This window comes from Paenibacillus terrae (genome assembly GCF_005217525.1).
GTDB classification, from domain to species: Bacteria; Bacillota; Bacilli; order Paenibacillales; family Paenibacillaceae; genus Paenibacillus; species Paenibacillus terrae_C.
In genome coordinates this window covers 52,992-69,868 of record NZ_PNXQ01000010.1, presented here as the reverse complement: position 1 = coordinate 69,868, position 16,877 = coordinate 52,992, and the positions used below count along the sequence as shown (strand labels likewise).

Annotated in this window: 15 protein-coding genes and 1 riboswitch; of the genes, 7 read left to right on the top strand and 8 right to left on the bottom strand. The window is 48.3% G+C overall.

Annotated elements, in window-relative coordinates:
- Positions 1-277: 277 nt before the first annotated feature.
- From C1I60_RS08700 to C1I60_RS08690, 3 genes are all read right to left on the bottom strand, one after another.
- Complete coding sequence (locus C1I60_RS08700; RefSeq protein WP_137061357.1) at positions 278-1,339, bottom strand: EAL domain-containing protein; 1,062 nt, start codon at positions 1,337-1,339, stop codon at positions 278-280.
- 278 nt (positions 1,340-1,617) lie between these two features.
- Positions 1,618-3,690, bottom strand: coding sequence for a bifunctional 2',3'-cyclic-nucleotide 2'-phosphodiesterase/3'-nucleotidase (locus C1I60_RS08695; RefSeq protein WP_137061356.1), 2,073 nt, complete (start codon positions 3,688-3,690; stop codon positions 1,618-1,620).
- Between the two features lie 222 nt (positions 3,691-3,912).
- Entirely contained in the window at positions 3,913-4,347 is a 435-nt protein-coding gene (locus tag C1I60_RS08690; RefSeq protein ID WP_137061355.1) for a pyridoxamine 5'-phosphate oxidase family protein, read from the bottom strand.
- 209 nt (positions 4,348-4,556) lie between these two features.
- Positions 4,557-4,666, top strand: a riboswitch (TPP riboswitch).
- A 201-nt stretch (positions 4,667-4,867) separates the two neighbouring features.
- Here C1I60_RS08690 and C1I60_RS08685 point away from each other — a divergent pair.
- From C1I60_RS08685 to C1I60_RS08665, 5 genes are all read left to right on the top strand, one after another.
- Entirely contained in the window at positions 4,868-5,914 is a 1,047-nt protein-coding gene (locus tag C1I60_RS08685) for an ABC transporter substrate-binding protein (protein WP_137061354.1), read from the top strand.
- A gap of 416 nt (positions 5,915-6,330) precedes the next feature.
- Positions 6,331-6,624, top strand: a complete 294-nt coding sequence (locus C1I60_RS08680) for an MTH1187 family thiamine-binding protein (protein WP_014279449.1) — start codon at positions 6,331-6,333, stop codon at positions 6,622-6,624.
- Complete coding sequence (locus C1I60_RS08675; RefSeq protein WP_137061353.1) at positions 6,621-7,397, top strand: ABC transporter permease; 777 nt, start codon at positions 6,621-6,623, stop codon at positions 7,395-7,397. The genes C1I60_RS08680 and C1I60_RS08675 overlap by 4 nt, the downstream gene beginning before the upstream one ends.
- A 64-nt stretch (positions 7,398-7,461) precedes the next feature.
- Positions 7,462-8,418: an ABC transporter ATP-binding protein gene (locus C1I60_RS08670; protein WP_137061352.1), complete on the top strand. Its 957-nt coding sequence runs from the start codon at positions 7,462-7,464 to the stop codon at positions 8,416-8,418.
- Positions 8,415-9,269, top strand: coding sequence for a TatD family hydrolase (locus C1I60_RS08665; RefSeq protein WP_252361637.1), 855 nt, complete (start codon positions 8,415-8,417; stop codon positions 9,267-9,269). The genes C1I60_RS08670 and C1I60_RS08665 overlap by 4 nt, the downstream gene beginning before the upstream one ends.
- 177 nt (positions 9,270-9,446) lie before the next feature.
- Here C1I60_RS08665 and nfsA read toward each other — a convergent pair whose 3' ends face one another.
- From nfsA to C1I60_RS08645, 4 genes are all read right to left on the bottom strand, one after another.
- A complete protein-coding gene (nfsA, locus tag C1I60_RS08660; RefSeq protein WP_137061351.1) occupies positions 9,447-10,190 on the bottom strand; it encodes an oxygen-insensitive NADPH nitroreductase in 744 nt (247 codons plus the stop codon).
- 196 nt (positions 10,191-10,386) lie between these two features.
- Entirely contained in the window at positions 10,387-11,214 is an 828-nt protein-coding gene (locus C1I60_RS08655; RefSeq protein WP_137061350.1) for an RnfABCDGE type electron transport complex subunit D, read from the bottom strand.
- Positions 11,215-12,102, bottom strand: coding sequence for an FAD:protein FMN transferase (locus C1I60_RS08650; RefSeq protein WP_137061349.1), 888 nt, complete (start codon positions 12,100-12,102; stop codon positions 11,215-11,217). It lies immediately after the preceding gene.
- A gap of 2 nt (positions 12,103-12,104) precedes the next feature.
- The gene (locus C1I60_RS08645) at positions 12,105-12,587 is read right to left on the bottom strand and encodes an FMN-binding protein (RefSeq protein ID WP_137061348.1); all 483 of its coding nucleotides are present in this window, start codon (positions 12,585-12,587) and stop codon (positions 12,105-12,107) included.
- A gap of 125 nt (positions 12,588-12,712) precedes the next feature.
- Between C1I60_RS08645 and C1I60_RS08640 the strand changes: the two genes are divergently transcribed.
- The gene (locus tag C1I60_RS08640) at positions 12,713-13,399 is read left to right on the top strand and encodes a response regulator transcription factor (RefSeq protein WP_137061391.1); all 687 of its coding nucleotides are present in this window, start codon (positions 12,713-12,715) and stop codon (positions 13,397-13,399) included.
- Positions 13,389-14,648, top strand: coding sequence for a sensor histidine kinase (locus tag C1I60_RS08635; protein WP_137061347.1), 1,260 nt, complete (start codon positions 13,389-13,391; stop codon positions 14,646-14,648). The genes C1I60_RS08640 and C1I60_RS08635 overlap by 11 nt, the downstream gene beginning before the upstream one ends.
- Positions 14,649-14,733: 85 nt before the next feature.
- Here the strand turns inward: C1I60_RS08635 and C1I60_RS08630 are convergent.
- Positions 14,734-16,877, bottom strand: a 2,144-nt coding sequence (locus C1I60_RS08630) for a copper-translocating P-type ATPase (protein WP_252361636.1), incomplete at its 5' end; no start/stop codon positions are given.

The window sequence follows — 16,877 nt, the reverse complement described above, 5'->3', positions numbered from 1 at the left end:
CTTTAAAAATAAAACATGTCGTAACTGCCTCCGGTTTTTTAACGTTCCTTACCAAGTAAAATTGAAGGCAGGGTGGCTTTCGCTTGCCCATAACTTGCTCAGTGGGCAAGCATAGACCAAAAAACGCGAGTTGCAGGGGTGAAAAAACCTCTGCAACTCGCGTTTTTTTACATTAATGGTGATATAAGCAATGTCCAATACGGTTGAAATTTGCTTATGGGACAGCCCATTTTAGCTCCACTTTTTATAGATTACGTATACTTAAATTTGTTTCTGACTACATTACGCTACTAAGCATAAAATTGGAGGGCGGACTCGGCTCCGGCTTGCCAAACAAATAACCCTGAGCCAGCGATACTCCTGCTTCACGACAAAACTCAAAATCTTCCAGCTGCTCGACTCCTTCAGCCAGCACTTGGCCGCCAAAATGAAAAGCCGATTCCACGATCCCCATAATTTGTCGCTGCTGGTCACTGTTACGGTAGCAGCCATTAATTAAACTCCGGTCAATTTTCACATAATCTGGCTGGAGTCGATTCATCAGCTCTGTCGTAGAATAACCTGCTCCCACGTCATCCAATGCCACCGAAATTCCCCGGTTGCGATATTGCTCAAAAATATGATGCAGAACATTCAGATCGTTTATTTCTTCCGTCTCTACAACTTCAAATACAAAATCCTCCGTATTCATGGACAACCGATCAATCGTCTCAAAGGTATGATGCAAGCAGTAGGTCGGATTATAAATGGTGGAAGGAAGAAAGTTAATAAAACGTTTGATTCCTGCAGGAAGACATGTTGCACTTTTTTCAATCGCAGAAATACGGGCCGACCGATCCAGATGAGCGTGTAGCCCGGCTGCACGTGCAATTTCAAACAGCCGAAAAGGCTGAAAGGGTCTCTGTGGATGTGACGGACGCAACAAAAATTCAAATCCGATAATGTCCAGCTTGTGGTCAATAATAGGCTGCATATGGTTGGAAAAGCTCTGATCCACAATAATTTTCATGACATCTGGATGCTTGATTCGTGCCTGCAGTTGGCTGAATGGAAGCCAATCCTCATACCCTTCAACATGAAACGATCCCGTCACCACACCCTCCATATGTAACAACCATTCCTTCGGCAGACAAGCAAGCCTGTCCATCAATTGCTCCAGCACCGCAGGACTGTCGTAGCAAAACGCAATGCCGTCCTCGCGCCCTTGTTCCTGTTTCATTTGTTCCGACAACATACCCAAGTTGTCCAGCACTTGAGCAAGCGACACCCTGGAATGCCTGATTTTCAGCAATCCCTGGTCCTTAATAGGTAATATGATGCTGCAATTGCTGCAAGTCATAATGGTCCTCCTCGGAACAATTTTCCGATTTTTTCACCATTATATCACAAATAACTAGAACAAAAGAACTACATAATTACGTGTTTTCACAAAAAATAAAGTTATTTTTAACTACAGATTAGGACTTAAGTATATATTCGACAAAAAATAAAGCCTTTTGAACCAATTATAAGTCCAAGCAGCACCGCTACTCCCTGAAATCAAAAAAGCAGCAAGTCTCTCAGCTTACAGAGACTTGCTGCTTCATCTTGAATTTAAATGGAGCCAGAAACCCAGACTTATTTGGAAGCCTTCGGTTTGGTTGCTTTTACAACTGGCTTCGCCGTTGCTTTCGCTGGAGCCACGGTTTCCTTTACAGTAGTCGTTGCTGCATTGGGCTTAGCGCCAGCTTTAAGACTATATTTGGCAAATCCGTCAGCCGCGCTGCCGAGGAATGAAATTTGCTGGTTTCCGCCAAGCACGTCTTTTGCATCGGGCGAGGATTCGAAGGTAACCTTAGCCTCACCGAAAGGAGCGATAGACCAGTTGCCATCCGCAGACGGATTGATCGTTCCGTTCGTACGGATGTAATCAATAACGACTTGGCGGCTTTCGTCCGGTGCTGCCATCACAATGCGTTTGCCATCCGGGTTTGCCAGTTTGGATGAGGAAGCACGATAATTGTTAGTCGCTACGATAAATTTCTGTGCGGGATCAATTGCTTTCCCGTTGTATTGTAAATCCTTGATACGATGAGCAGAAGGATCAATAACGGTCCCCTTGGCGTCATATCGTGCAGGCTGAGTCACATCAATCTGGTACTTTACACCGTCAATGACATCAAAATTGTAGGTAGGAAAATCTTTGTTAATCAGCGATTGTTCCTCGGTTTTCTTTGGATCGATACGGTTGAACTGGCCCGCAGACCATTCCAGCCATTCCTGAATTTCAGCACCGGTAACTTCTACGGCCTGAACCGTATTCGGGTACACGTACAGATCGGACACGTTTTTAATAGCTATCGTGCCTTCAGGAATGTTGGTGTAATACTCGGCACCGTTTCGACCACCAGCCTTGAATGGGGCGCCAGCCGACAATACGGGAAGATTTTCGTATTCGGTTCCTTTAAGATGGTTTTGTACGTACCATTTTTGTGCATTCGTCACAATCTGAATGGATGGGTCATCCTGCACTAATGCAAAATAACTGTTGATCGGTGCAGTCGCTGTTCCCACCGGTTGACGAACATAATCCAATGTTCCTTTATGTTCATCCTTGACCGCCTCTGTCAGTTTGAATTCGGGTTTGATCTGTTGCACGGCTGGATTGGTAGTATTCACAACCGGGCGCACTTCTGACTGGGAGTTAGTTACATTCCACACGCGGTTTTTCTTTTCCAGGCTCAGGTCAATAATGCCCAGATCCTTGCCCCATGAGGAAGCTTCCACAGCCGGTACACCATTAATCGTTCCTTTATCCAGGTCTACACCGCTCATTCCCTTAAAATCAGGACCGGGGAAAGATTTATGCGCATGTCCAAACAGAATAGCGTTAATTCCGTCCACCTTGCTCAAATATTTAACGGCATTTTCCATCATCGGAGTTTGCGGCACATCCTCATAACCTGTGTGTGCCAGCACAATAATAATGTCTGCACCCTCCGTTTTCATTTGAGGAACAAACTTTTTCGCCGTTTCCACAATATCCTTGGTAACGACCTTACCCTTCAAATTACCTTCATCCCACTGCGTAATTTGAGGCGTTACCAAGCCAATCACGCCCACTCTGAGTGAATGAGTTTCACCCTTTTCATCCGTCACCGTTTTATCAAGAATCCGATAAGGGGTAAAATAATTTTTAGTTCCTTGGGCCCCATCATCGTAATACACGTTCGCATTTACGTAAGGAAAATCAGCTCCCTTGAGGGATCTTTCCAAAAAATCGAGACCATAGTTAAATTCGTGATTCCCTACCGTAGCCGCATCATAGCCCATTAAGTTCATCATCTTGTAGACCGGATGGACACCGCCTTCTTTCTCGAAGGTTTTGCTTCTGGCCATATAATCGCCCAATGGATTGCCCTGCAACAAGTCGCCGTTATCGAACAACAGGCTGTTTCTTGTTTCACTGCGCGCCTGCTGGATCAGTCCAGCTGTGTTAATCAAGCCATATTCGTTCGTTTCCTTGTCGGCATAGTAGTCATAATTCATCAAGGCCGCATGAATATCCGTTGTTTCCATGATCCGCAAATTCACTGTACCGCTATCCTTGGATTCGCTGGAAGCCCAGGACGGAGCGGCTGAAAACACCAGCATGCTACAGGCTACAACTACTGCTGTAAGCCCTCTAAACCATTTTTTATGAAATATCAAAATATATCCCTCCTCATTAAGGTGTAGGCGTCATACACATGCTTTTGCACATATATGTAAGCTTTGAACCCACCATTCCTATTTTAATCCAATGACGGACAAAAGAGTAGTCATTTACTTCATTTATTTATGAAAAAATAATTAATTTTCCGTAACTAAAAAAACCAGCAAACCTCCCAAATAACTTGGAGAATTGCTGGTTTCCTCATATTCTATCCAATTCTATTTCTCCCACACCTGACGTCCGGTCTGCTTACCCACATACTCAATACGAGTTGGGTTCACATCCAGAATGACATAATCAGGGTCATCCGGGCCAGAAAACCATTCCTTCAACGAATCATTCCACACTTGTTTGCGAAGTCCCTCGTCAGCCGTTACCCGGACAGTAGCCTCAACCTCTACGACTTCCTTCGTACCGCCTACCTCATATCCCAGCAGCAGATAAGCGTTTGGATTATCCTTCAGCTCTTCCACCTTTTGTGTTTTGCGATCTGTCGCGAGATGGATGTTCAGCCCTTCATTAAAAAGAGCCATATAGCGCACCTTCGGCTTGCCGCCTTCTACTGTGCCCAACGAGCAAAATTTGTTGTTATCCAAAGCCTTTACAATGGCTTGTTCCAGTTGGCTGCGATCCAATGTTTCCGTTTTACCCACGGTACAACAACTCCTTTTCGCAAATTAGAATTCCTGTGAATGCCCATGCCTTGAACCGACTAAATCACGGTCATTCAGAATAAAGCTCACAGTAAAAGTGTACCCTGACGTAAGGCAAATGAACCGTCACTTCTTCCCCTATACTGGACAGACCCGACTTCTAGTCATATAATCGTCGTAGGAAACCCGAATGAACAACCCATTCGACTATACAATGCCAGGGGTGCTGGAATCGGCCGGCTGAGAGTGTGTCCCAAGACACTGACCCTTACAACCTGATCTGGGTAATGCCAGCGTAGGAATGCTTAAGCAAGATGCGCCCTTTCTTTTCATATTACGGCGGGCCATCCCTTACTTTGGTATATACAAGCGCAAGCGTCCCGGAACTTCGGGGCGCTTTTTTTGTTGAAGATGATGTTGTTGGAACAGATAGCGTCTGGCAGGAGTTATTTTTGTGAAATGGGAAACATAAGCTGTCTGATCCGACGGATTACGGGTAATAAAAGGAGAGAACACAACGATGAAGCGCATGAAAATGTTAAGCCTTGGGCTGATCAGCCTGTGGTTAATGGCCCTGACCCTGACCGCCTGCGGCGGAAGCTCCCCCTCTGCACCACAAGGCGAGACTCCTGCCGCCGACACCCAAACGTCCTCCCCGACCAAGGGACTCAAGGACGTTAAAGTCGTGCTCGACTGGACGCCAAATACGAATCATACGGGCCTCTATGTCGCCAAGGACAAAGGATTTTACGAAAAAGCAGGCTTGAATGTCCAGATCGTTCAGCCCGGTTCGGGCGGAGCCGATCAAATGGTTGCTTCCAATGCTGTACCTTTTGGTATCAGCTATCAGGAGGGCGTCACACAGGCTCGTACGCAAGGGGTGCCGCTCGTATCCATCGCTGCGGTCATTCAGCATAATACATCTGGCTTCGCAGCCCCGGTAGACCGCGGGATTAAGAGCCCAATGGATTTTGAAGGCAAAAAATACGGCGGCTGGGGTTCGCCTGTAGAAGAAGCGGTCATGAAATCCATTATGGATGCGGACAAAGGCGACGTGAGCAAGGTGAAGATCATCAACATGGGTAATGCCGATTATTTTACAGCCGTGAAGCGCGATATCGACTTTGCCTGGATCTTCTACGCTTGGACTGGGATTGAAGCCCAACTACGCGGTGAACCACTGGATATGCTGTATGTAAAAGATTATTCCAAAAGTCTGGATTACTATACGCCCGTCATCGTGAGCAACGAACAGACGATTAAAAATGATCCCGAACTGGTCAAAGCCTTCATGGACGCGACCGCCCAAGGCTATGAATATACCATCGCTCACCCGGAAGAAGCCGCAGACATCTTGACCAAAGCGGTTCCGGAACTGGATAAAAAGCTGGTACTCGCCAGCCAAAAATGGCTAAGCCCGCGTTATCAGGACGATGCCGCCCAATGGGGCGTACAAAAAGCGGAGGTCTGGAAAAACTACTCCGACTGGATGTACGAGCGCAAGCTGCTCAGCAAGCCTTTGGAAGTGAATAAAGCCTTCACAAACAACTTCCTGCCCAAGCGTTGATCATTTTGTTAAAACGCTAAATTACCAAATAAAGTCGAACTAGGGACGTGCACCAAGCGCCACTACGCGGACGGATGGTGCTTCCCATCGCTGTTGTACCCAGATTTCTTTTATAAATATCCAGAGGTGGAATCCGGGCAAGGTGATGCTTCCAAAGCGCGCTTCTACAGCACCATTCCGCCCACTTCGTTCTCGTTCCACTGGGTTTGTTTTTTAGTTTCGTCTTATTCTAAGCGCTAAGTAGGTGCGCTTGTGTGTAAAAAATGCCACACAAACCACTTTAAAAATAAGGTGCTTTTAAGGCGGTTGGTAGCGCAGCGGTTCATTTGAATCTGAAGAAGCGAAGCGGTCTCCCACCCGCCTTAAACCACCATATTTCCCTAAAAACACTCCAAATAAAGGACAGGTGAATTCACATGGCTAACACACTGCTCAGTATTCAAGTGATTCCTAAAACCCCTAATAACGAGGACTCTTACGCATATGTAGATAAGGCAATTGAAGTTATTCAGCGCTCCGGTGTCAAACATCAGGTGAACCCATTGGATACGACCATGGAAGGCGAGCTGGACGAGCTGCTGAAGGTGGTTAAAGAAATGCACGAGGCACTAACGGAAGCAGGCAGTCCAAGCATCATTTCACAAATCAAAATCGCACATAACCCGCAGGGCATCAGCATGGATAAGCTGACCGAGAAATATCGCCCATGAACCCGAAAGGCAAAAACGCATCCTGGTGGAAAAGCGTATGGCCGCCCCTTGTGGCGGTCCTCTTCTTTTTAGCGGCCTGGCAGGGAGCGGTTTCCTATTGGAATGTGGAATCATGGATACTGCCTGCTCCGTCCCTGATCGTTCAGGAAGGAATGTCTCAGTCGGCGCTGCTTGGTGCCCATACTTGGGCTACTGTTCGCTTAACGCTGGCGGGATTTGCTATCGGCACCGCAACGGGACTATGGATCGCCATTGTTCTTCATACCATCCCTTTTCTCAAGTCGGCTCTGTACCCGCTGCTCATTCTTAGTCAAAACATTCCAACCATCGCTCTCGGCCCATTGCTGATGGTGTGGTTTGGTTTTGGCGTGTTGCCCAAGCTGATGGTGATTACACTGGTCTGCTTTTTCCCCGTGGCTGTAGCGGCCATGGACGGACTGACGCGGACGGACCGCACGATGATGAGCTATATGCGCATGTCGGGCGCAGGCCGCATGGCTATTTTTATGAAGCTGGAGCTGCCGCATTCCCTGCCACAAGTATTTTCGGGCATCAAGATTGCCGCCACTTACAGCGTAATGGGCGCAATCATTGCGGAATGGATCGGAGCCAGTGAAGGAATTGGTTATTATATGAATCTGCAAAAATCAGCCTACCGCACGGATCTGATTTTTGCCGCCATTGGCATCATTGTTACACTCAGTTTGTTAATGTTCGTAGCTATTCTACTGCTGGAAAAATGGCTGGTACGCTGGAAACCCGATCAGGAATAGCTTCCAAATGGTATAACCAGAATACGATGGAACCGCAGGATATCAAAGAAAGGACGTGGTGCATATGAGTCTGCATCCGACTGACTTATCACCGCAAAATATGGCTGATGAACAACGAGTCCAAGGAGCCTTGGAACAGCAGGAGCATTCTTCCACTCCTCCAGCCTTGGAACTGGAAGGCATTAGCCTGGCCTTCCGGGAAAAGCGAAGCTCGCTGCCTGTATTGCAGGATGTATCCTTGAGCGTCCGACCTGGGGAATTCGTCTCTCTGATCGGTCCGTCCGGCAGCGGCAAAAGCACGCTGTTTCACATCATCGGCGGGCTGCTCAAGCCGCAGTTGGGGCACATCCGTATGAACGGACAGGACGTGACTGGGGAACGCGGGCATATCAGCTATATGCCTCAACAGCCCGCGCTTTTCCCGTGGCGTACCACGCTGGACAACGTGCTGCTCGGGCAGGAAAATGCGCCGCGTAAAGATACAGCAGCGCAGCCCCGGCACAGCAGCGAACGCGAACGCCGTAAGGAAGCCCTGCAATGGCTGGAGCAGGTCGGGCTTGGCCCATTCGCTAAGGCGTATCCGCATACGCTCTCTGGCGGCATGCAGCAGCGAGCGGCTTTCCTTCGCGCGCTACTCAGTCCGCAAGAGCTGATGCTGCTGGATGAGCCGTTCAGCGCCCTGGATGCGCTGACACGTGCAGATATGCAGCAATGGTTATTGCGGATGTGGGAGAAGAACCGCCGCTCCGTGCTGTTTATTACACACAGCATTGAGGAAGCGTTGCTGCTCTCAGACCGTATCTATGTACTGTCGGCACGACCTGCTTCGGTGATACACGTCGTAGACGTTCCCTTCCCTCGCCCTCGCAGGGAAGAAATCACCCTCGACCCACGCTTTATCGAATGGAAGCGGAAAATGACAGGCTGGATGCGCGAGGAAAAGCACAGACTGGAAGGCGACACGGACAACACTGGAGGCATCCGTGAGGATGCTTCAGGTAATGGGGCGAAGCCGTTATGAATGACTCGAACAATAAGAAGCTGGACACGACAGCGCCAACGACGGCGCAAGTACCCGCGCCTCTAATCGACGCGCATATTCATGTGGATAGCTATCCGTCTGAGCAGCAAGAGCTATTGCTCGCTTCGCTTGCAGATAGCAGCGTCGAAGCCGTCATTGCCGTGTCCATGCATCTCGCCTCCAGCCGGGCCAATTTGTGCTTGTCTGAGCGTTTTCCCGGGCTGGTACGACCCGCCTTTGGCTTTCATCCCGAACAGCCTCTTCCACCGCAAGCTGAGCTTGATCTGTTGTTCGACTGGATGGACAAGCATGCAGAGCATATGGTCGCGGTAGGTGAGGTCGGCTTGCCCTACTATAATCGGCTGGAAGCCTTGCGGAGTGGAGTTCCCTTTGACCTCGCTCCTTACATAGAATTACTGGAGCGTTTTGTCATGTTTGCACGGAAGCATAACAAACCGATTGTGCTGCATGCCGTCTATGAGGACGCGGACATTGCCTGCGACTTACTGGGACGCTATGGCGTCACACAGGCGCATTTCCATTGGTTTAAAGGCTCTACCGCCACGACCGAACGCATGGCTCGTAACGGCTATTATGTCTCCTTCACACCGGATCTCTTGTATGAGGATGAAATCCGAAGCTTGGCAATACAGTATCCATCCGGTCAGGTGATGGCGGAAACGGACGGCCCCTGGCCCTTTGAGGGGCCTTTTGCCGGACAACAGACCCATCCACGCATGACCGCCGAAGTCATTCGGGCGTATAGCAAGCTGACAGGTCAAAATGAAACTATCGTTCGGCAATTATTTTATGACAATACGAGACGCTTTTACGCACTGTCTAATTTATAAAGCCATATCAGCTATTCCCTGAAAAGATATACAAGCCAGCTTACAACAAAAGCAAAGAACCTCCTATTACGCGGAATTCATCATGCGCAAAAAGGAGATTCTTTGTATTTTTCAAACATACCTATGGCTTCATGCCATTTATATGTTGCTGCGTTATTTTTATCGCGTACCCGACCTTTATTGCTTCAAAAATCCCTTTTGCTCCAAAAAAGACTTCATCTGCAAACGTGCAGGCTCGGTCAGTCTTGCTGCCATTTGCTCTGACCATGGGGTAGACCGCTGGCCACCTGTGCGTTCCTTCAAATATTCAGCCGATGTGTGATCATACAGATCCACAGCCTTCATCGTCTGATTTTTGTCGTAGCCGTTCATATGCAAAACACCGGACAGCGGAAGACGTGGACGTAAGCTCCCTTCCTGATCCGGTACCCCAATACACATACCGAACACCGGATATACCAGCTCAGGCAATCCCAACAGCTCGGATACCTCGGCTATTTTCGTACGGATGCCCCCGATGTAGACCATGCCCAAACCGAGTGATTCGGCGGCTACCGCGGCATTCTGTGCAGCTAACGCGGCATCAATGGTCGCAACCGTATAATTTTCGACGGAACCTTCATAGGAGGGCTGGCCGGGCTGATGGTGAACTGTGACCTGCTTCAAGCGGTACAAATCTGCACACCATACCATAAACACCGGGCATTGCTCAACGTAAGCCTGACCCCCCGCCAACTCAGCCAGCTTTGTTTTCAAAGAAGGCTCTGTAACGGCAATGACGGTATAAGCCTGTACATTGCTGGACGAGGAAGCCATCTGGCCTGCTGCCACAATAGCTGCGAGTTGCTCATCGGTAACGGCGTCTGACTTGAATCTTCGTACAGACCGATGATTCATCAACAAGGAAATCGTATCATTCATGACTGCTTCACTCCTAATCCATAATATAAGCTTTTTATCTGTGTCAAACTGTGCGTATACGAAGAGGTTTTTGCATGTTTGCATGGCACTACTACAAGTATTATGAAACTTTCGGGAATGATAAGCAACCTCACTCCACGGCAAAAAGCAAGCACGCTGGAAGTCAATCCCGTACGTACTTGCTTATTTTAACCGTTTAACCTCGCCTGGAGACTGGTTGCATATTCGAAACAGGCCTGTTGGTCACTCTTGCACTCAAACGTGATTTGAGTACATGATACAGGTTTGCCAATAGCAGCCCTATAAACAAGTACATTAATCCTCCAAAAAGGTCATACACAGCCGCTCCTACAAATGCGACAAGAATCCCAAAAACGATTTGATCCTTCATCTTGGCTGGAGTCGTGGGCAAATCAGTGAGCATAAAAAAGCCAAAGAAAAGAGCAGCATTGATGAATGGAGGACGAAGCGCATCCGAAGCATCTCCCAGATGAAAGCGACCTATAAGGAACAACAATACAAAAAATGTCCCGAAAAACGAAAACACCTGCGGAAATTTATTGACCCGATCCGTTATTACATATCCACCAATGAGCAGGAAGGCAATCATCCATGTGGCTAAATCCCCGAATGCCCCCCACCAGCTCTGCCCTGATCCAAATATGAGAATAGATAGCAGCAATCCAAAAGCCGCTGGATTAAAAATCGGCTTCTTCCTATAGACCAACAGGTGCTTGGATACTATGGCAATCGCTGAAGTAGCCGCAACAACGGGCCAAGAGGTCGCCGTGCTTAACACCAGGGCGATAAGTAGCCCTGTGATCAATGCACCATCCGGCAGCATTCGCTTCCTTTGTCTCATCAAGCCACAAAGAATGTCAACGGCTACAGCAGCACCGACGGCCACGATTCCATGGATCATGCCAGCCATGTCATGCTCTGCGATAGAGGCTATAAGAAGATAAGCCGTGATAACCATTGCAACATAGCCTTTTGGTGATTTACTCCATTGTTTTATCGTCATTTATAACCCTCCTACTCGAACCAATTGTAAATCAGATGTAATGAGGATGCCTTGTAAACCCGCTTGTTCCATGAGCCGCTGCCCCTCTGCTGCACCCAACAAAAATGATGCCGTAGAAAAAGCATCCGCCATCATAGCGAAGGGGGCAATCACGCTGGAACTAACCCATTCCTTGGGCGAGCGCTTGGTTTTAGGATCAATCAAATGATGTACATCAGCCTCAGCCGCACTCTTGCGCTCGTAACCTCCCGAAGTACAGATAGCCTCATTGGAAAGCAGAACCGTCGATACCATTTCCTCTTTGCGTTCAGGATGCTGAATACCTATTTCCCATGCCTCTCCACCATCGTTCACCCCTCCTGCAAACAGATCGCCGCCCGCATTCACGACAAATCCTTCAAATTCTTTTAACTCATGAGCTGCCAAGTCAATGGCAAATCCTTTGGCTACAGCCCCTAAATCAATCACCAACGGCTTCTGCAAACACAATGTACGATCTTGTTCATTTAAAATGATATCCCGATAAGTTACCGTAGCGGCAGAAGGACTTTCAATGGATTGCCCGGTTAAATAATGTCGATTAAAGCCATGATATTCCATTGTTTTTCCTACCGTAGGATCAAATATCCCATCCGTCCATTTGGCTATTTCCAAAGCAAATTTGAGGGGTTCAAACAAAAACGGGCTCACGCTTACAGGTACTCCTACCTGTTGGCAGACGCTCATCAATTCACTGTCAGGGCTAAAACGACTGCAAGCTTGCTCTACTTTTTGAAAAGCCTCAAATGCCTGATTCATTTTCTGTGTGACCGCTTCTTCGGATGTGGATTTTCCTGTAACAATCTGTATGCTTACGGCAGTGTCCATATATAATTTAGTTCTTTTCATAGCTACACGTTTTGTGCGCTGGAGAGCGCATTTTGTACAGCGTCCTGAAATGCCCGGGTGCTATACGTTGCACCGGATACATTCCTCACTTGTTCACTCTGGTTTTGCACAACCTCCGAAGGGAGCCCTGCTATATCACTTTCCGAATAATGCATAGCAAAATGGCTAACTTCAACGTCCGTTATTTTATCATTCTTGATCGTTACGCTAACTTCAATGGAACCACGCCGATTATTGCCCATCCCCGTATAGGTACCATCTTTATATAAACTTTTGGGTGGAATATTATGTTTATTCGTATAGGTTGACTTTACATTTGAAGGATTATTGTTTTTTGATATATCATTTGTTGGAATACTGACTTGCGTGTGATGCGGCAATGGCGGCATGGCTGCCTCGGTTTCCGTCGTAAAATATCCGGCTGCGTACACTGCTGTAATCGCTGTTGAGCATAAAACGACCCATTTTTTATTCATCTGTGCCATGAAAATCCCTCCATATATGATTATCCTTATACGCCTCTGCTGATAATGCTAGTATAGTAGTGGAATATTTAAATTTTCTTAAAAAACAAACAAATGAGTTTGATCGCTGAAAGGTGGAACAACGTGTGCGAGTGCTTGTCGTAGAAGATGATCCTTCTCTTCTCAAAATTGTCCGTGACCTCTTTGAAAGTGAATCTTTCCTGACAGATGGCGCAGAAACTGGCGACGAGGGGTATTATTTGGCCCAACAGAATATTTATGATTTGATTATTCTCGATATCATGTTGCCTGGAATGAGCGGTGTTGAAATCGTCAAAAAGCTGAGGGCACACGCTATGCTCGTCCCAATCATTCTTTTGACAGCTAAAGATGCAGTAGAGGATCGTGTCGCCGGACTGGATATCGGAGCAGACGACTACATCACGAAACCGTTCGCCGTATCGGAATTATTGGCACGAACAAGAGCTGTTTTGAGGAGAAAGGGCACCATAGGACAGGAAGGCGAATTGATCTATGGACCTATCCGATTAGTCCCTGCAGCGAGAGACGCATTTAGCGGAGAACAGGGCTTGAACTTAACGGCGACAGAATATAAATTACTGGAGTATTTTCTATGTAATAAAGAGCAAATATTAACCCGTGAGCAGATATTCGACCGGGTTTGGGGGTTTGATTCGGGGTCAGCCACGACCGCAGTCGACGTATATATGCATCTTTTGCGTAAAAAGCTCGCAGCCCGTAACGCAGACAATCTTCTCCGAACCGTACGTGGAATCGGTTATATGTTAACGGGTGACCCTCATGTTCACTAACATTCGCAGACGGCTGGTCATCCTGAATACTATTGTTTTTCTTCTCGTTTTTTCCATATTGGGCATCTGGCTGTACGTTCATATGCAATACCAGCTATATCATGATACGGATGAAATCATGGTACAGGCCCAAAAGCGTGCTCAAGCCTCTCGCATTCCATCAGAACTACTCCAATCCAATGATTTGGACCCCGAACATGATGAGAAAATAACATACCTGTTCTGGTCTGATCAAAATGAGTTCCTTGGGCAAACGCCCCAGCAGTCATTTCCCCTGGATATGGCTAGTTTGTTCAAAGATCAATCAAACACACAGACCATTCGGACGGTGAGCATCGGTGATCGCAGTTATCGGGCCCTTCAATTTGTGTATATGCCCAAACATGCCAACACGCCGATCATAGTTTGCCTCGTCAAGAGCTTGCAGGATGTGCAGCGGACGCTCCATTCCTTGATGTGGGATATTACTGCGGGAATTGTCATCGGAGGGATTATTTTTGTTTTTGCGGGTATATTTCTAGCGGGACGTGCGCTTGTGCCTATACGAAACTCCTGGGAAAAGCAGCAACGCTTTGTTGCAGATGCCTCACATGAGATGCGAACACCGACGGCAATCATCCATGCCCAAACAGAGATGCTCCTGAGGCATCCCACACACTCTATAGAACAGGAAAGTCCTCATATCGCTGTAATTTTAAAAGAAAGCAAGTGGATGGGCAGGCTGCTGGAGGATCTGCTGACACTGGCCCGATCCGATTCCAATCAGCTACAGATTGAACCCTCGTTCATCACACTGGATTCATTATTACGGGAGTTAGCAGAGCAGTTCAAACTATTGGCAGATACCAAAGGGGTCAATATCCTTACGGAATTACAGGAGCCTCTGCTCCTATGGGGAGATGACGGGAGAATACACCAGCTTTTTACCATCCTGCTGGATAATGCTTTGAAATATACCCCCTCCACCGGGCAGATAAAAGTAATTGGACGTTATCAAGGAAATTCTGTGTATATCAGCGTATCAGATAACGGCTCCGGAATCGCAGAAGATGAATTGCCTTATGTCTTTGACCGATTTTATCGCGGTGACAAGGTCAGATCCCGTACTGAGGGGGGAACAGGACTTGGACTATCCATCGCTCAGTGGATTGTAGAGGTACATGGCGGAAGCATCCGAATCCATTCAGAAACAAATAAAGGAACTCAGGTGGAGTTATTTTTTCCCCGAAAAAAACAGCAAACAGACTAAAAAGAGACATGACTGAAGATTAAAAAACGGCAATGGCACAAACGTCCAGGACGTAAATGCATTGCCGTTGCTATTTTTGCACAGATTATAGCTTCACCCGTTGGAGACGGAGCGCATTCAGCACAACCGAAACAGAGCTAAATGCCATGGCTGCTCCTGCAAGCCACGGGGCGAGGAAGCCCAGGGCAGCAATCGGGATGCCGATTACGTTGTAGCCAAGCGCCCAAAACAGATTCTGACTTATGTTAGTCATGGTCCGGCGGCTCATCTCGATCGCGTCGGGAATGCTGTTCAGGTTGCCGCGCATGAGCGTAATATCGGCAGCCTCCATTGCCACATCCGTACCCGTGCCCATCGCCATCCCGATATTAGCGGTAGCCAGCGCGGGCGCGTCATTAATGCCATCGCCTACCATGGCTACGATCAGGCCCTGCTCCTGAAGTCGTTTCACTTCTTCTGCCTTGCCTTCAGGCAGCACCTCTGCCAGTACCCGTTCAATTCCGGCCTCGGCAGCCACAGCCTTCGCGGTCCGTTCATTGTCACCCGTAATCATGATAACCTCAATGTTCATCGCACGCAGACGGGCAACCGCCTCCCGTGACGTTTCCTTGATCGTATCCGCCACAGCTACCAGTCCGGAATAGGAACCGTCCACCGCAATCAGCATGGCTGTTTTGCCTGCGTTCTCCAGCTCATGCATATGCTGCTCGGCTAATTCACCAACCGCGATGCCCTCACGACGCATCAGTCGGCGTGTACCTGCCAGCACTTGCTTGCCTTCCACATGAGCCTTCACGCCATAACCAGGAATATTTTCAAAATCCGTTGACTCTACTGGCTCAATGCCGCGATCCATAATTCCCCTTACAATGGCTTCCGCCAGCGGATGCTCCGAGCTTTTTTCCGCCGCAGCCAACATCCGCAGCAAATCCGTTTCGCCCAAGCTTCCTTCTCCGACCACAACATCCGTCAGCTCAGGCCTGCCGTTCGTAACCGTGCCCGTTTTATCCAGCACCACGGCATTGACCGAACGAGTCATCTCCAGATGCTCGCCACCCTTGAACAGAATGCCGTATTCCGCGGCGCGTCCCGATCCCGCCATGATAGACGTTGGCGTAGCCAATCCGAGCGCACAAGGGCAAGCAATGACAAGCACTGCAATCATTTTCTCCAGGGAGCCTGCAAAATCGGCCGGAGTTACAAGGAAAAACCAGACGATAAAGGTCATTGCAGCTATAGCTACAACGATTGGGACAAAAATTCCTGATATTTGGTCAGCAATCCGCTGAATCGGTGCCTTGGAATTTTGCGCATCTTCCACGACCTTAATAATACGGGCCAATGCCGTATCGCCACCGACACGCTCGGCCTGGATACGAAGTACACCGTTTTTATTGAGCGTAGCTCCTGTAACCGCAGAACCTGCTTCTTTTTCCACCGGAAGGCTTTCGCCACTCAGCATGGATTCATCCACCGCCGAGCGTCCGTCCACAACCACACCATCGACAGGAATTTTCTCGCCGGGACGTACAATGAAGATATCTTTCACACGAACCTGCTCAATCGGTATATCAAGCTCTTGCCCATCACGTACCACACGCGCCGTCGTCGCCTGGAGACTCATCAGACTCTTGATCGCCTCGGACGAACGGCCCTTGGCTACTGCCTCGAACCATTTACCGACGAGAATAAGCGTAATCAGCACCGCGCTTGTCTCATAGTACAGCTCAGGCATTTTCATGACAGGCATCCCTGCCATACCTCCCATGCTGTCCATCACGGTAGACGGACGCAGGGTGAGATACAGGCTGTAAAAATAGGCGGAAGACGTGCCCAGAGCAACCAGTACATCCATATTGGAACCGCCGTTGCGCAGCGCCTTATACGCTCCCACGTAAAACTGCCATCCAATGATAAACTGGATCGGTGTAGTAAGCACAAGCTGGAACCACGGATTCAGAAATAAGCCAGGCACATAAATCCATGAGGTAAAGGAGAAATGAGCCACCATCGCCCATAACAGCGGAAGCGACAGTATCGCAGACACGATCCACTTCCACTTTTTACGATTCAAATCCTTGCTGCGCACATCTGCGATGTGATCCTCGGCACTCTGCGGGATAGCACCATAGCCAAGCTGTTCAATCTTGCTCACCAGATCACCAACTGCAATGCTTCCCGCCGCATATTCCACATGTGCTGTTTCCATCGCCAAATTCACCGTAGCTC

Coding starts and splice junctions, on each gene's coding strand:
- C1I60_RS08635 (WP_137061347.1), top strand. CDS start 13,389: ATGTTCACTAACATTCGCAGACGGCTGGTCATCCTGAATACTATTGTT.
- C1I60_RS08685 (WP_137061354.1), top strand. CDS start 4,868: ATGAAGCGCATGAAAATGTTAAGCCTTGGGCTGATCAGCCTGTGGTTA.
- C1I60_RS08700 (WP_137061357.1), bottom strand. CDS start 1,339: ATGACTTGCAGCAATTGCAGCATCATATTACCTATTAAGGACCAGGGA.
- C1I60_RS08675 (WP_137061353.1), top strand. CDS start 6,621: ATGAACCCGAAAGGCAAAAACGCATCCTGGTGGAAAAGCGTATGGCCG.
- C1I60_RS08650 (WP_137061349.1), bottom strand. CDS start 12,102: ATGAAAAGAACTAAATTATATATGGACACTGCCGTAAGCATACAGATT.
- C1I60_RS08665 (WP_252361637.1), top strand. CDS start 8,415: ATGAATGACTCGAACAATAAGAAGCTGGACACGACAGCGCCAACGACG.
- nfsA (WP_137061351.1), bottom strand. CDS start 10,190: ATGAATGATACGATTTCCTTGTTGATGAATCATCGGTCTGTACGAAGA.
- C1I60_RS08670 (WP_137061352.1), top strand. CDS start 7,462: ATGAGTCTGCATCCGACTGACTTATCACCGCAAAATATGGCTGATGAA.
- C1I60_RS08645 (WP_137061348.1), bottom strand. CDS start 12,587: ATGGCACAGATGAATAAAAAATGGGTCGTTTTATGCTCAACAGCGATT.
- C1I60_RS08680 (WP_014279449.1), top strand. CDS start 6,331: ATGGCTAACACACTGCTCAGTATTCAAGTGATTCCTAAAACCCCTAAT.
- C1I60_RS08655 (WP_137061350.1), bottom strand. CDS start 11,214: ATGACGATAAAACAATGGAGTAAATCACCAAAAGGCTATGTTGCAATG.